The sequence below is a fragment of the Flavobacterium chuncheonense genome (genome assembly GCF_042686145.1).
GTDB lineage: Bacteria > Bacteroidota > Bacteroidia > Flavobacteriales > Flavobacteriaceae > Flavobacterium > Flavobacterium chuncheonense.
In genome coordinates, this window is sequence record NZ_JBHUPC010000012.1 from 393441 (window position 1) to 409243 (window position 15803).

The 15803-nt window shown below is 34.1% G+C and carries 18 protein-coding genes; 13 read left to right on the forward strand and 5 right to left on the reverse strand.

The genetic code is table 11. The features are described 5' to 3' along the window. The first annotated feature begins 41 nt into the window (after positions 1–41). The 6 genes from ACFS5J_RS05680 to ACFS5J_RS05705 all read left to right on the forward strand — a co-directional run bounded on the left by ACFS5J_RS05680 (position 42) and on the right by ACFS5J_RS05705 (position 4813). Positions 42–1100: an acyl-CoA reductase gene (locus ACFS5J_RS05680; protein ID WP_379811091.1), complete on the forward strand. Its 1059-nt coding sequence runs from the start codon at positions 42–44 to the stop codon at positions 1098–1100. Between the two features lie 137 nt (positions 1101–1237). After that, a complete protein-coding gene (gene serC / locus ACFS5J_RS05685) occupies positions 1238–2314 on the forward strand; it encodes a 3-phosphoserine/phosphohydroxythreonine transaminase (RefSeq protein WP_379811092.1) in 1077 nt (358 codons plus the stop codon). Positions 2315–2351: 37 nt separating this feature from the next. Beyond that, positions 2352–3308: a D-2-hydroxyacid dehydrogenase gene (locus ACFS5J_RS05690; protein ID WP_379811093.1), complete on the forward strand. Its 957-nt coding sequence runs from the start codon at positions 2352–2354 to the stop codon at positions 3306–3308. A 41-nt stretch (positions 3309–3349) separates the two neighbouring features. Next, positions 3350–3976 (forward strand): DUF937 domain-containing protein, encoded by a 627-nt coding sequence (locus ACFS5J_RS05695; protein WP_379811094.1) that lies wholly within the window; start codon positions 3350–3352, stop codon positions 3974–3976. Between the two features lie 74 nt (positions 3977–4050). Beyond that, positions 4051–4479, forward strand: a complete 429-nt coding sequence (locus ACFS5J_RS05700; RefSeq protein WP_379811095.1) for a DUF6146 family protein — start codon at positions 4051–4053, stop codon at positions 4477–4479. Positions 4480–4486: 7 nt separating this feature from the next. Beyond that, positions 4487–4813: a DUF6787 family protein gene (locus tag ACFS5J_RS05705; RefSeq protein ID WP_379811096.1), complete on the forward strand. Its 327-nt coding sequence runs from the start codon at positions 4487–4489 to the stop codon at positions 4811–4813. A gap of 43 nt (positions 4814–4856) precedes the next feature. Here the strand turns inward: ACFS5J_RS05705 and ACFS5J_RS05710 are convergent, their stop codons facing one another. From ACFS5J_RS05710 to msrA, 5 genes are all read right to left on the reverse strand, one after another. Beyond that, entirely contained in the window at positions 4857–5906 is a 1050-nt protein-coding gene (locus tag ACFS5J_RS05710; protein WP_379811097.1) for an alpha/beta fold hydrolase, read from the reverse strand. Positions 5907–5974: 68 nt separating this feature from the next. Next, on the reverse strand, positions 5975–6154 hold the full coding sequence (locus tag ACFS5J_RS05715; RefSeq protein ID WP_379811098.1) for a hypothetical protein: 180 nt from the start codon (positions 6152–6154) through the stop codon (positions 5975–5977). 7 nt (positions 6155–6161) lie between these two features. After that, positions 6162–7817 (reverse strand): alpha/beta hydrolase family protein, encoded by a 1656-nt coding sequence (locus tag ACFS5J_RS05720; RefSeq protein ID WP_379811099.1) that lies wholly within the window; start codon positions 7815–7817, stop codon positions 6162–6164. Between the two features lie 485 nt (positions 7818–8302). Continuing rightward, positions 8303–8614 (reverse strand): hypothetical protein, encoded by a 312-nt coding sequence (locus tag ACFS5J_RS05725; RefSeq protein WP_379811100.1) that lies wholly within the window; start codon positions 8612–8614, stop codon positions 8303–8305. Positions 8615–8665: 51 nt separating this feature from the next. Continuing rightward, positions 8666–9307 (reverse strand): peptide-methionine (S)-S-oxide reductase MsrA, encoded by a 642-nt coding sequence (msrA, locus tag ACFS5J_RS05730; protein WP_379811101.1) that lies wholly within the window; start codon positions 9305–9307, stop codon positions 8666–8668. Between the two features lie 118 nt (positions 9308–9425). Between msrA and ACFS5J_RS05735 the strand changes: the two genes are divergently transcribed. From ACFS5J_RS05735 to crcB, 7 genes are all read left to right on the forward strand, one after another. Further along, positions 9426–10094 carry an ABC transporter ATP-binding protein gene (locus ACFS5J_RS05735; protein ID WP_379811102.1) on the forward strand — a complete coding sequence of 223 codons (669 nt, stop codon included), beginning with the start codon at positions 9426–9428 and terminating at the stop codon, positions 10092–10094. Further along, positions 10091–10855 carry a TIGR02757 family protein gene (locus tag ACFS5J_RS05740; RefSeq protein ID WP_379811103.1) on the forward strand — a complete coding sequence of 255 codons (765 nt, stop codon included), beginning with the start codon at positions 10091–10093 and terminating at the stop codon, positions 10853–10855. Before ACFS5J_RS05735 ends, ACFS5J_RS05740 begins: the two co-directional genes overlap by 4 nt. A gap of 149 nt (positions 10856–11004) precedes the next feature. Then, positions 11005–11538, forward strand: a complete 534-nt coding sequence (locus ACFS5J_RS05745; RefSeq protein ID WP_379811104.1) for a hypothetical protein — start codon at positions 11005–11007, stop codon at positions 11536–11538. 101 nt (positions 11539–11639) lie between these two features. Then, a complete protein-coding gene (locus tag ACFS5J_RS05750; RefSeq protein WP_379811105.1) occupies positions 11640–12539 on the forward strand; it encodes an ABC transporter ATP-binding protein in 900 nt (299 codons plus the stop codon). Between the two features lie 4 nt (positions 12540–12543). Next, on the forward strand, positions 12544–13392 hold the full coding sequence (locus ACFS5J_RS05755; protein WP_379811106.1) for an ABC transporter permease: 849 nt from the start codon (positions 12544–12546) through the stop codon (positions 13390–13392). 15 nt (positions 13393–13407) lie between these two features. After that, positions 13408–15426, forward strand: a complete 2019-nt coding sequence (locus ACFS5J_RS05760) for a T9SS type B sorting domain-containing protein (RefSeq protein WP_379811107.1) — start codon at positions 13408–13410, stop codon at positions 15424–15426. Between the two features lie 4 nt (positions 15427–15430). Beyond that, the gene (gene crcB, locus ACFS5J_RS05765; protein WP_379811108.1) at positions 15431–15802 is read left to right on the forward strand and encodes a fluoride efflux transporter CrcB; all 372 of its coding nucleotides are present in this window, start codon (positions 15431–15433) and stop codon (positions 15800–15802) included. Position 15803 lies beyond the last annotated feature (1 nt).

Here is a 15803-nt window from a genome sequence, read left to right on the forward strand (position 1 = left end):
GCACAAAATTACAATGTAAACCTTTTAAAAACAAGTCAAGAATGTTACAAAATGAAATAAAAAATAGTTTTATTGAATTGGGCCGTTTCTTAAGTCAATTCCAACTCAACACTACTACCCAAATTGAAACAGTAAAGAATAATGACTTGTTTTATGATAAATTTACGGAATTAATAACATTATCACAATCGCACAACGGTTGGTTTACACCTGAAAACGTATACTTCGCCATACAATCTTGGGCTACAGCTTTTCAGGAAGATAATTTAAATACATGGTTAAGTCGTTACACTTTTAACCAAGAAACACCCAAAAACATAGGATTAATATTGGCTGGAAATATCCCACTTGTTGGTTTTCACGATTTTATATGCGTACTCCTGGCAGGACATAACGCTCTAGTTAAAACTTCATCTAATGATCAACAATTGATCAAATTTATAGCGGAATATCTTATCCAACTTGATGAACGATTGGCTTCAAAAATTACCTTTGTAGAAGGAAAATTAGAAAATTTTGATGCCGTAATTGCGACTGGAAGCAACAATACAGCACGTTATTTTGAATATTATTTCAAAGACAAACCGAGTATCATTCGTAAAAACAGAAACTCTATAGCGGTATTAACGGGTAACGAATCGGCTGAAGATTTAATTCTTTTGGGAGAGGATATTTTCAGATATTTTGGACTGGGATGTCGCAATGTCTCTAAACTATTTGTTCCTAAAGGTTATGATTTTAAAGCCTTTTTCCAAGCTATGTTTGAATACCAAGATATTGTTAAATATGAAAAATACGCTAACAATTATGACTACAACAAAGCGGTATTTTTAATGAGTGATTTTAAAATTCTTGATAATGGCTTTTTAACCTTAAAAGAAGATTCAAGTTACTCATCTCCTATTTCATCGGTATTTTACGAATATTACGATACGCTTGAAAATTTACAAAATAAGATTACCTCGGAACGCAATCAAATTCAATGTATTGTATCAGACCCTATTATTGAAAACTCTGTTCGTTTTGGTCAAACACAGTTACCAAAACTTTGGGATTATGCCGATGAAGTAGATACCCTTTCGTTTTTGACAAGTCTTTAAAATTGTTATAAAAAAATCTAAAATATCGTAATTTTGTTGATAACTCAACAATGATTATTATTGAAAAAATTGTCGTTAGTACAACCATATTCCCGAAATTTGTGTTTTACTAACGATAACAACTAATCTATTACTTGATGAAAAAACACAATTTTAGTGCTGGACCTTCTATTCTTCCAACTGAAGTATTTGAAAAAGCGGCGGCTGCCGTTCTCAATTTAAACAATACAGGTTTATCCATACTTGAAATTTCACATCGTAGTAAAGAGTTTGTTGCTATTATGGAAGAAGCTAGAGCATTGGTACTAGAATTACTTAACCTTGAAAACAAAGGTTATCAAGTGTTATTTTTACAAGGAGGTGCTAGTTTAGAATTCTTAAGAGTCCCTCAAAATCTAATGCAAGTTGGCGGAAAAGCTGCCTTTTTAGATACCGGGGTATGGGCTAATGGCGCCATGAAAGTGGCCCAAGATTTTGGAGAAACAGTGATTGTTGCTTCCTCAAAACCAAAAAATTACAACTACATCCCAACTGATTATACTATCCCAACTGATGCCGACTATTTCCACTGTACTTCGAACAACACCATTTACGGCACACAAATGAAAACTTTCCCTAGCACGAAAGCACCTGTAGTTTGTGATATGAGTTCGGATATTTTTTCCCGTTCAATGGATTATTCAAAATTTGACTTAATCTATGCAGGGGCGCAAAAAAACATGGGGCCAGCAGGAACCACACTTATCATTGTAAAAGAAGCTATTTTAGGTAAGAACAATCGAACCATTCCTAATATCTTGAACTACCAACAACATATTGCAAAAGAAAGCATGTACAATACACCGCCTGTATTTGCTATATATACATCTTTATTAACCTTACAATGGTTAAAAAGTAAAGGAGGCATTGCAGGAATTGAAAAACTAAACGAAACCAAAGCGAATTTACTTTATACCGAAATAGATCGCAATCCTTATTTTGAAGGGGTTGCCAACAAGGCCGATCGCTCTCTTATGAATGTTACTTTTACCTTGGCTAATCCTGAGCATAAGGAAACTTTTGACCAACTTTGGCAATCGGCAAATATTAGCGGGTTAAACGGACATCGTTCTGTTGGCGGTTATAGAGCTTCTATTTATAACGCTATGCCAATTGAGAGTGTGGAAGTATTAGTAGCTACCATGCAAGAATTTGAAAAAAGAATAATTAATTAAAATCAGAGAAAAGCATTAGCCTTTCTATCGTATTAAAATGAAAATATTAGCAAACGACGGATTATCGGATAGCGGTATCAAAAAGTTAGAAAAAGCAGGTTTTGAAGTAATTACCACGAAAGTAGCACAAGAGCAAGTGATCAATTTTATCAACACGCACAAAATTGATATACTCTTGGTGCGAAGTGCAACAAAAGTTCGAAAGGACGTCATCGACAACTGCCCTAGCCTAAAAATTGTTGGTCGCGGTGGTGTTGGCATGGACAATATCGATGTTAATTACGCACGTGAAAAAGGTTTACACGTTATCAATACTCCAGCTGCTTCTTCAGAGTCAGTAGCCGAATTGGTTTTTGCTCATTTGTTTTCGGGTGCTCGCTTTTTACACGATGCCAATAGAACTATGCCACTAGAAGGAGATAGCAATTTTAACGGATTGAAAAAGGCGTACGCAAATGGAATTGAACTAAGAGGTAAAACTTTAGGTATTATTGGTTTTGGACGTATCGGTCAAGCTGTTGCTAAAATTGCATTAGGATTAGGGATGAAAGTTATTGCGTCTGATAAATATGTAGGTGAAGCAGCTATAAGAGTCGATTTCTACAACGGCCAATTTATAAACGTAGCCATAATGACAGAGCCTATGGAAGACCTTTTAAAACATGCGGATTTCATAACCTTACATACACCAGCACAAAGCGAATATGTAATCGGTCGCCATGAATTACAATTGATGAAACAAGATGTCGGAATTGTGAATGCTGCTCGTGGTGGAGTTATTGATGAAGTAGCTTTAGTTGAGGCATTGGACGAAGAAAAAGTACTATTTGCTGCACTGGATGTTTTTGAAAATGAACCTACACCGGAAATGAAAATATTAATGCATCCAAAAATTTCACTAACACCGCATATTGGCGCTGCTACTATTGAAGCGCAAGACAGAATTGGTACAGAACTTGCCGATCAAATCATCAGTCTGTTGAAAACTAATTAATATTTGTATATTTAAAAATTAACAATTCTTAAAATTAAAAAATGGCAGGTATTTTAGATCTTATTCAAAGCGACTTAGGCAAACAAATTATAGGTAACATTAGTAATCAAACGGGAATTAGCACAACTGAAGCAACTAATGTTGTATCATCAAGTGTACCTGAATTGTTAGGTGCCATGCAAGGCAATATGCTTTCTGGCGATAATGCTTCTGGATTATTAGGTGCTTTAACCAATGGAAAGCACAATGGAAGTATTTTAGAAAATTTAGGTGGTTTTTTAAATGGTGGTGATTTTTCCGATGGTAACAAAATTTTAAATCATTTATTGGGTGACAACCTATCGGCTGTGGAAAACGGTATTAGTTCTAAAACTGGAGTAAGTACTTCTATTATCGCAAAAGTTTTACCCATGCTTGCTCCTATAATCATGGGATATATTGGAAAGCAAACGCAAAACAAAAACGTGTCAAGCACTTCTGATTTGGGTGGTTTACTAGGCGGATTACTGACTGACATGACTAGCAGGAATAATGCAGGAGGTGATATACTATCTTCTGTTTTGGACCAAAATGGTGATGGAAAAGTAGATGTTAGCGATGCTATTTCGGTTGTTACCGATAAAAAAGGTGGACTTGGTGGCCTTTTGGGTGGTATTTTTGGAAAATAACATCACATTACGATATGTTAAAAGCGCTGAAAGTTTCAGCGCTTTTTTTTATCTTTATCTCATAAATTAAAACCATGAAAAATTATTTTTTCATATTAACAGTCTCATTCGCTTTTATTCTTTCGTGTACCTCAACTTCTAATACTAAGGTATCTAATACTCAACCTAAATTGGAAAGCGATACCATTCGTATTGCCAATGACGAAATAGAATATGAAGTTTTTATAATTGACTCAGGATTTTCGATGTGGTTTAATAGACAAGCCCGTCCCAGAGGATTTTATTCGCAATCCTACTTAGAAGCTCGTAACAGAGTGTGGGTTACTGAATGGAACCGAAGAGTATACTCCCCTTCACAATACAACGCCAATTTATATGAAATGGCTATCGATTACCAACCGAATATTGATTACGGTTACGAAGTAAACTACATGCTTTACAATTATTTAGTATATTTCCAACAAACGCATAAGCAACAGCTTGGAGGATTCCAAGCTCGATAATAGCCCTATGAATAAATTAAAAGACCGCTGGAATATCAACAGCAATTGGCAACTTACAATTATCTTTATTGTATTTGCTATTACAGGTTCAACCGCAGCCTACTTATCAAAACCAGTTACTGGTTTTTTAGGAATTACAAAAGAAAATCTTAGTCTTTGGCTCTATTGGCCCTTACGTTTACTCATCATCTTCCCAGTGTATCAAGTCCTTCTAGTGCTAATTGGAACCTTGTTTGGGCAATTTCATTTTTTCTGGAATTTTGAAAAAAAGATGTTATTCCGAATGAAACTGGGCTTTATAGCTGATTTTATTGATAGTAAAATAGAATCCTAAAAAATATTTTATACAGAGATGTGGTCCTATGATGGCGCTAATTTTAATTTAAATCCTTTAAAAAACTTTTAATTGGAAGAATAATAAGTTCGGGGGTATCTCTATACTCATATCCGATTATCTGAGGAACATCTAATCGAACGAGTTTTAAATTTTGACCATAGGCCTTCATCAATTTGTCTTGTGCTTCTAGGGTTACAGGATAAACTTTTTCCAAATGAAATTCGAGAACTTTTCTTTGCAAACTAGTATCACTAGCTAGTTTAAAAAAGTAATTCCGTGCAATTGAGTCTTGAATCTTATTTAATTCTGTAATTCTGTAAACAGAATCTTTTGCTATAAGGTCAAGATGCCTTTTCAGGGAAGAGGGTGGAAACGTTTCCCTTAATTCATCCATCAAAGGAGACCCCACAAAGACCAATGCCGCAACCCCTTTTTCATTACCTTCTCTACCATTATTAGCCGCTATAACAAGAGCAGGAACGTCAATTTGAATGGAATCGGAATCATAATGTTTTGGACGATATTCCATTCTAGCTAGCGTTATAGTTTCCCTATCATTTTTTTCTGAATTTGCAACAGGACTAGCTCTTCCGTACATTTCAAATGCTTTATATGGATCTTCCAGTGAAACATCACCCCATGGAGCTACTGGCCCACTTAAATACACTACTCCCGCCAATCGGTTCGGATAGTTTTCAGCCAGATATGTCAATTCTTTCGATGCTGATGAATTTGCAATAAATACAGCTTTATCGATTCCTAGTACATCTGCAAAAGCAATCAAGTGATCTCCTTGATTTTCGACTTTGTAACTACTTATCTCTGATTCTCCATATCCCGGTCTGGTAACTGCTATTACCCTATTATTATTTGTTAACTTGGGACCAAAATCTTTGTAAGTTGTTGCATCCCAACCTTCAGAATGCACTAAAATAATAGGTAAACCATCTCCACCAAAATCTAAGTAATGTGTTTTAATCCCCTTAACTTGAATAAATTTACTTTCGCTTTTAATTTCATATTTAGTTTGTTTACAAGAATATGTAAAAAGAAAAAGAACTAATAGTGTAAAATAATTGTATTTATTCATTTCAATAAATTTTAGTACTTAAATTTAATAAACAAAATTGGTCAAGTATGTTACGAAATCAAAAACCATTATTTTTGATTGTCAATCAAACCCATGAAATAAAACAACATTGCAGAATTAATGTAACTATCCTCTTCATTTGTACTCCCTGCATGATGTCCACCTCCAAATAATATGTAACTAACGCTTCCCTGGTTTTTTTCTATTGATTGAATCATTTTTTTTGCATTTTCTATAGGTACTCTCACATCTTCTTTACCTTGTACTATTAATAATGGTTTTTTTTATCTTACCACCGTAGTTACAGGGGGAATTCTTAATTTGGTATTCTAGCATTTCAGGATTACTTGTATCGCCAATTTCTGCGCGCATTGTTCCAATTAAATAATCGTTGGTCGATATGGATGTCAAATCAGAGACTCCATTTTTTGAAAATCCACCATAAAATAAATCTGGAAATCGCGTCATCGTTGCCATAACCATATACCCTCCCCAACTTTCACCGCATAGAATTATTTTATTTTCATCTAATCTAGGGTCCTGTTTAATCCATTCATATAAGTATTTTAAATCATCTATTTGCTTGTGGCGGTTAAAGCCATCATCGGCTTTTTCATATGTCACGCCATAGCCGGTTGATCCACGGTAGTTCATTACCAAATCTGCAGTTCCTTTGAATAAAGGACTCTTAGGAAGTGCTTCCCTATGTTCCGATGGTCCACCATGAAAATTAACAAATACTGGTAATTTTGTATTTGTCGTTTCTTTAGGCAAATAAAGGAAACATGGAATTCCCGGCATAACCCCTATCGTTTTATCCTCAACTGGTAAAATGAATTCTTCTAATAGCACCTGATCTTCAATTGGTGCTTTTTCTGATTGTACTAATGTTGATATTTCACCCGAAATAATATCGAGTTCATTTAATTGCATGATGCCATTATTATAGCTTATAAAATATATTTCCTTAGTTCTCCTATTCAACAAAAATGACTTATTCCTTTTGAGTATTGGGAACTTATCGTATAATGTTTTTAGTTTTCGTAACTGTAAGTCAAAGGAATATAAAGTTCTTTTACCTGCAAAGTCAACCACAAATACAACTTGATTTTCATCTTCTGTAAGGTCAAACTCATTAACATTTCCCATTACTTCAGGAGATAACCTTATTTTTTTACCTGTTTTGGTATTTACTTCCCAAAGTGCGATAAATTCTTTTGTTAATCCTTTATGTCCAGTTCTTGTATATAATGCTCTTTCACCACTTGAAAATAATTTAAAATTGTTAGCATTCAAATTTTGATAGCAATTATTATTAATTTCTTCTTTATATACATTTACTATTTGAGCGGTATTTAAGTTAAGTTTAAGTAATCTACCTTCATTTGCATTTTTAGAATTTAAAATGTAAACAAACTCCTTATTTTCATCCATTTGTTGCAACCAATTAAATCCCTCTAAATCACATATTTTTTCAATTTGCTTTTCTTTATTTAAATACAGTTTATAAAGGGTACCATCATTAGTTGGGGTATTTATTTCAAAAACCAATGCAAATGAATTATCTTTTGCTACAAGGAAACTAAAAACCCTTTCTTTTGGCTCATAGGCCGCGTATGTTGAATCTAGAGCAAAATCATTAATGTATAGTTTATAGGTTTCTTCACTTCCTTCCTTTCGTATAAAAAGACTTTTTTGTTGATTGGTTAAAAAAGTTTGATTAGCATCTACCGATATTTTTTTATTGAAAGACTTAAAACTATTACTATCTAGTTTTTTAATTAAAATTTCGTTCCGGTTTTTTACAATTATTACATTTTCATGATTATCAATTCCTAATAAATAATAGCTATCACCGAATGGATCCTCTCCCATTTCTGCAATCATCTTTTCAAATTCTTTTGCCTTCATATCAGGGATATTTTTGGCTGTAATGCTATTTTTTTTTGGGGGGGGGGGTGATGTATTCTTGTGCTCTAGTATCAATAGAAATAAGAATTAAACATAATACTACTATTTTTTTCATAATCATTAATTTTAATCCAATTCATAAAATATAGATTTGTTAAATGTTTATGATAGAGGGAAGTATACTTTCCTTCTTTTAGATTTAAAAGCAGGAAAAGTTATATAAATTTAGTAATTTTAATTTTTATAATAGATTAAATATTAGTTATTTAACTTTTTTTTAAAAAATAAAATCTATTAAAAATATTTCAATGAAGATGTATTCAAAGCTGTTAATGACCGTAAAAAAAAAATGACAATTATCCTGGTAAAGTTTATACCGATTTATACGAATAAGAACATTTAATTCCATTTGGTCAATTGGAAACATTCTCCAACGAAAATTTCACGAAATACCTCAACAAAAAAGTGGCTCAAAAGCCACTTTTTCAATTGTTATTTTCTTTGCTAATCAGATACGTATAAATCCACGTTAAAGTAAAAGTAGGAATGAAGTCCAAACCTGGTATTATTTCCTCAATAAAACCAATAATTCCGGCCACTTTCCCTTTTGTGCCCTTGTACATGGTTACCAGCAACAAACCTGCTATAGGCGCCCAAACAACATCAATAGTTTCCGCTACAACCGGAATCAAATACGAAACCATACCAATAGCATCAAATAAAATACTCAAAATTAGTTTGTTTCTTTTCGTTGCTTTTTGCTGTTGGACTGTAGGTGTTTGTATTTCGTTTCTCATTTATCGTTTTGTAAAGTTGTTGCTCAAATCGTTACAAATGCAATGCCAAAATTATTTCAGTTTGGATTTGTAATATTTACGCAACTTTTCCAGTTTGGGCGCAATAACCATTTGGCAATACCCTTGCGTAGCATTTTCATTGTAATAATTTTGATGATAGTCTTCTGCAGGATAAAACTTTGTAGCTGCTGATACCTGAGTTACTATTGGTTTAGCATACAACCCCTCCTTTTCAATTAGCTGGATGTAATTTTCAGCTTTATCCTTTTGATCTGCCGAATAATAAAAAATTTCACTGCGATATTGCGTCCCCACATCAGCACCTTGGCGGTTTAAAGTTGCTGGGTCGTGCGTACCAAAGAAAATCTCCAGCAAATCTTCGTATTGTACTTCTTGCGGATTGTATACAATTTGAATTCCTTCGGCATGTCCGGTAGTACCCGTGCAGACTTCTTTATACGTAGGATTTGGAATTGTCCCACCTATATAACCTGATGTTACCGATTCAACTCCTTTGACTTCTAAAAAAATAGCTTCCGTACACCAAAAACAGCCACCAGCAAAAGTAGCCACCTCTCTGTTTGCTTCCATATTTACTTTTATAGGTTCTTTAAATGGTTTCGATTCAAATTTCTTTACCTGCGATTCACAGGAACTAAAGAAAAATAAAGATAGTATAATAATTGCTTTCATCATCATGCCTTTTTTACTACCACTAATTTACGAAGTACAAAGATAAATGGATGTTGTTTAACTAACATTTAAGGTAATTATAACAAAAAAACTTTGTTTCTTTGTACAAATTAAGATTATGATAAACGCTACCAATTTACACAAGTACTATGCCGATTTACACGTATTAAAAGGTGTTGATTTACACATAAAAAAAGGTGAAATCGTAGCTATTGTTGGAGCTTCAGGAGCTGGAAAAACCACCTTACTGCAAATTTTGGGCACTTTGGACAAACCTACTGTTGAAAATGGTACCCAATTGACCATTAACAACGAAAACATACTGGGGATGAACGATAAGAGTATGTCGAAATTTCGAAATTTACACCTTGGGTTTATCTTTCAATTTCACCAACTCTTACCGGAATTTACGGCTTTGGAAAATGTGTGCATTCCTGCGTTTATTGCCAATCGAAATAAAAACGAAGTGGAAGTTGAAGCCAAAAAGCTTTTGGAATACCTTGGCCTTTCGCACCGCATTAATCATAAACCTGGCGAATTATCGGGAGGTGAACAACAACGTGTTGCCGTTGCTCGTGCTTTAATCAACAAACCGGCTGTAATTTTTGCCGATGAACCTTCTGGAAACTTGGATACTGTTTCTGCTGATAATTTGCACCAATTGTTTTTTAAACTTCGCGATGAGTTTGGGCAAACTTTTGTAATCGTTACCCACAATGAAGAGTTGGCCAATATGGCTGATCGCAAATTGGTAATGGTTGATGGTAGTATAATGGATCATGCATGAAACAGTCGGAATTAAAAGAATTTCTCGATGAAAAAGTAGCCCTTTATAATCATCCTAATTTTATTGAAAGTGATCCTATACAAATACCACATCAATTTTCATTAAAAGAAGATATTGAAATTTCGGGTTTCCTTGCCGCCACTATTGCTTGGGGCAATCGCAAAATGATCATCAACAATGCTACGAAATTGATGCACATTATGGGCAACTCCCCTTTTGATTTCGTCATGGAGCATTCGGAGGAGGATTTAGTACGATTGGAAAATTTTGTCCACCGCACGTTCAACAGCATTGATGCTTTTACTTTTATAAAAGCATTGCAAAACATTTATACCAAGCACGAAGGTTTAGAAGCCGTTTTTTCCAAAAATGCTACACCCGATTCCATGCAAAAAAGCATTTCCGAATTTAAAAAGGTCTTTTTTGAAATCGAACACCAACCGCGCAGTACCAAACACATCTCCGATCCGCTGAACAATTCCGCTGCCAAACGCCTTAATATGTATTTGCGCTGGATGGTTCGTAACGACAATAAAGGTGTCGACTTAGGCATTTGGAATACCATTCCAATGTGCGCACTCTCTTGTCCGTTAGATGTACACTCTGGAAATGTAGCCCGAAAATTGAACCTATTGACCCGCAAACAAAACGATGCCAAAGCCTTAGCGGAATTAGACCAAAATTTACGAAAACTAGACCCTAGTGATCCTGTACAATATGATTTCGCCTTATTTGGTTTGGGAGTATTTGAAGGGTTTTAAGTTTTATTTTTAATTGACTTTCGTGTGGATTCGTACACTTATTTTATTGGAAATAACTAAATAATAATGATATTTTACAAAGGTGACAAAAAGATAAATTACGATTCTTACATTCAATTTCAAAATGCAAATAATCCTAATTTTAAGCAATGAAAAAAGTTGTTTCAATTTCACTTTTAGTTATAATCTTTTCATGTAAACATAGAGAAGAAGATAAAATTATTTTACAAAAAAATGAAGAATCGTTAGAAGTAACTTCAGACTTTGATAAAAAGGAATTAATGAATAAACTCATAAATTTATCCATTGAAGAGGGAGATACTGTTTCTTATAAAAAAATATTTAGAGATTATGTTAGTTCTGGACATTACAATGATTTTATATGTATATCAATTAAAATGATTGAGAAATATTCATATACTAGAGCATACTATGATATTTATTACTTATTGTCTTACGGAGATTTTGAAAAGGATTTTTATAAAGAAGAACTTGCTTATTATTTTTTAGTTAAAGCCTTTGAATTAAATGATAAAAATGCGATTGATACTATAGAAATGTTAGATGAATTTGAACCTTCAAATAAAATTTTATTAGATTCGGAGTATTATAGAAATCTAATTTTAAGTTCAGAAAATATTTTACCATGTGAAATAATTTCAATTTTAAAAAAGAAAAATTAAAACGATTCCTTACCCCGTTCCACCTTAACCTATAATCCATTTAATTTACTATCCTGTAACAAATTCGTCTTTTTTCCGTCTTGTAGTAAAACGCAATTATTTTGGAAAAAATTCTTACCATTCAAAACCTAAACAAGGTTTACAACAAGCGTGTACATGCGGTTAAAAACTTATCCTTTGAAATTCACAAAGGCAATGTCTACGGAATTTTGGGTCCTAATGGTTCTGGAAAGTCAACTACACTGGGCATTGTACTGAATGTTGTCAACAAAACTTCCGGTCATTACAAATGGTTTGATGGGGCTATACAAACCCATGATGCCCTTAAAAAAGTAGGCGCTATTATTGAACGTCCTAACTTTTATCCGTACATGACGGCAGAAGAAAACTTGCAATTGGTATGTAAAATTAAAAACATCCCCTTTGCAAAAGTTGCTGAAAAGTTGGAATTGGTCGGTTTGTTGGAGCGCAAAAAAGATAAATTCCGAACGTATTCCTTGGGTATGAAGCAGCGATTGGCTATTGCCTCTGCCCTTTTAAATGATCCCGAAATTTTAATTTTGGATGAACCTACAAACGGTTTAGACCCACAGGGAATTCGACAAATTCGCGATTTAATCAAAATTATTGCCGTACAAGGCACTACCATTTTACTTGCTTCTCACCTACTGGATGAAGTGGAAAAAGTATGTACTCATGTAGTGGTTTTGCGAAAAGGCGAAATGTTGTACCAAGGTTCGGTTGACGGCATGCTATCCAATGAAGGGTTCTTTGAAATACAAGCTAACAATATGGGGCAATTGCAAGAAGTCGTACAATCGCATACAGCAGTAGAAAAAACCGAAATTGTGGATCAAAAATTATTGGTTTACCTAAAAGAGCCTCTTCCGGCTGAAGCATTAAATCAGTATTTGTTCCACCACCAAATTGTCTTGAGTCATTTGGTTAAACGAAAACTCAGTTTAGAAGAGCAGTTTTTACAATTAACCAACAACCACTAACATTATGAAACGTTTACTTTCGATAGAGTTCCAAAAATTATTTAAAAATAGAGCCAGCAAAGTTTTAATTATTATCTATTTTTCGCTCCTATTTTTACTTTTTTTAATCAGTAACATTAATTTTGACATTGGTCCTATTCACATTAACATAGCCGATCAAGGAATTTTCAATTTTCCTTACATCTGGCATTTTAATACCTATGTTGCCGATTATTTCAAAATTTTCCTTGCCGTAGTAATTGTTTCCATGATGGCAAACGAATACACGTATGGCACACTCAAACAAAACCTCATCGATGGATTGAGTAAGAAAGAAGTGGTTTTAAGCAAGTTTCTTACCGTTATTAGCTTTGCACTTATTTCCACACTATTTGTATTTGTAGTTACCCTTATTTTGGGTTACAGCTATTCGTCTTTTACCGAAACGAGTATTGTCTTCTCCGAATTGGAATACCTTTTGGCTTACTTTTTAAAGTTGAGTTGTTTCTTTTCTTTCTGTTTATTCTTGGGTGTATTAATCAAACGTTCGGCTTTTGCACTGGGTTTTTTATTCTTTTGGTACATGTTTGAAAACATCTCTTTTGCCATTTTAAAGTTTGGTATCTTAGGCCAAACCAAAGAAAGTGCTTCTTTTATTGATACGATTTACAGCTTTTTGCCGCTTGAAGCTATGTCGAATTTAATTGTGGAGCCCATTACGCGTTTGAACTTTGTAAAAACAATAGGCGATCAAGTAGGTATTGAAAATGTAAAAGATTACAGTGTTCATTTTTCAGATGCTATCATCGTGATTGTGTGGACATTTATCTTTATCTTAACATCCTATTGGATTCTTAAAAGAAGAGATTTATAGTATCTTTGTGCTGTTATGCAAAAACGGCTATTTCACTTCATTTTTGTAATGTTGCTTTACTGTAATCACATTAAAGCACAATACATTACAGTTGGCGAAAATTACACCGCTCAGGAGCTAGTTGAAAATGTACTTTTAAACAGCAGTTGTGTATCGGTAACCAATATTACCGCTTCTGGGGGTAACTTCGCTTCAGGAGCAAAATCATTCGGCTATTTTGACGGCAATGGTACTAACTTTCCTTTTCAAAATGGGATTATTTTAAGCACCGGAAAGATTAATAATGCGCCTGGTCCGAATACTTACATTTCTGATGATGGCGGTGGTATGGGCTGGAGTGGCGATAACGATTTGGATCAAGCGTTAAATATTTCCAATTCTCTAAATGCTACCATTTTAGAATTTGACTTTGTACCACTAGGCAATCATATACAGTTTGATTATATTTTTGCATCCGAAGAATATCACGGCACTGCAACTTGTACCTATTCAGACGGTTTTGCTTTTCTATTGAAAGAAGTTGGGGCTACGACTTATCAAAACTTAGCTTTAATTCCGAATACCAACATACCAGTTAAAGTTACTACTGTACACCCTAATATTCCAGGTGGGTGTGGCCCTCAAAACGAACAGTATTTTGATGCTTTCAACGGTTCCAATCACCCTACCAATTATAACGGTCAAACCAAAGTATTGACTGCACAAACTAATGTTACTCCAGGAACAACCTATCATATAAAATTAGTCATTGCTGATGAAGGCAATTACCGATATGACTCCGCCATATTTTTAAAAGGTGGCAGTTTCAACTTGGGAGTTGACTTAGGAGAAGACAGAACTTTTGCCGATAACAACCCTATTTGTTACGATGAAAATTTTGTTTTAGATGCTACCACAACCGGAGCCACGAGCTATCAATGGCAATTCAACAATCAAGATATACCAGGAGCAACGAACCCAACCCTTTTGTTTACACCTCCCTATACTACATCGCAAAACGGGAATTACACTGTTGCTATAACATTAGGAAATTGTACGCCTGCTGTTACTTCAATTGCACTAGAATTTACAGAAGATTTGGGAACTCTTACCGCATCTTATACAAAATGTGACGAAGATGCTGTGCAAGATGGTTTGACTGTGTTCACTCCAAATGATTTTGATACTATTGCCAATCAATTGAATATTCCTAATAATTATACCCTCACCTATTTTATAGATTCACAACATACAACTCCAATTGCATTTCCTTTTTCCAATACTAACGCTTACGCACAAATAGTTTATGCTGGAATATTGGAAGCCGATTGCTATAATTTCCCCATCACTTTATCGGTGAATACTTTTGATGAGGATTATAGCGATGCAATTGTAAAAACGTGCAACAATGCACCAGTTATTTTAACTGCTGGCAATAATTTTACAGCTTATTCTTGGAATACCAATCCAGTACAAACAACGGCTTCTATTTCGGTTGCACAGCCTGGAAATTATAGTGTAACCTTAACCAATGCTGACGGATGTTCCAAAGTAAAAACCTTTACTGTAATCAGCTCGGATGCTGCAACCCTACAAAAAATTACCATTAATGATTTTAGTGACAATAATTCCGTCACCATCATTGCAACTGGTAGCGGCGATTATGAATATTCACTTGATGGTGTTCATTACCAAGACACACCATACTTTGATGGATTAAATCCTGGTAGTTATACGGCATACGTAAAAGATAAAAACGGTTGTGGTGTGGTTGAAAGCACATTTTATATTTTGGATTATCCTAAATTTTTCTCCCCAAATGATGATGGGCATCATGACATATGGAACATTTCAAATTTGAAGAAAAGCGGTCTAGAAAACAGTAAAATTTATATCTTTGATCGGTACGGAAAATTACTCAAGCAAATCGGTAAAAATGAAAGCGGTTGGGATGGTACTTTTAATGGAACAAAACTTCCATCTTCGGATTATTGGTTTGTTTTGGAGTTACCCAATGGAAGAGTTATCAAAAACCATTTTACTTTAATACGTTAACCCTATGATTAAAAATCTTCTTTTAGTAGCGCTAGGTGGTGGATTAGGTAGTGCATTACGATACCTTGCCAACGTAAGTGTTACTAAAATATGGCCTTCAAAACTCTATTATGCTACTTTTTTAGTCAATATAATAGGTTGTTTGTGCATTGGGTTATTATTCGGGTATTTTCAAAAAAACCAAACTGATCATCAAACTCTTAAGCTCTTATTGATAACGGGCTTTTGTGGAGGTTTTACCACATTTTCCGCTTTCGGATTAGAAAATTACAATTTATTACAAACCCATAATTATAGTACTACCTTATTGTACTTAGGATTATCAATTATAATTGGTATCCTATGTGTAGGGCTAGGAATCTATTTATCCAAATAAT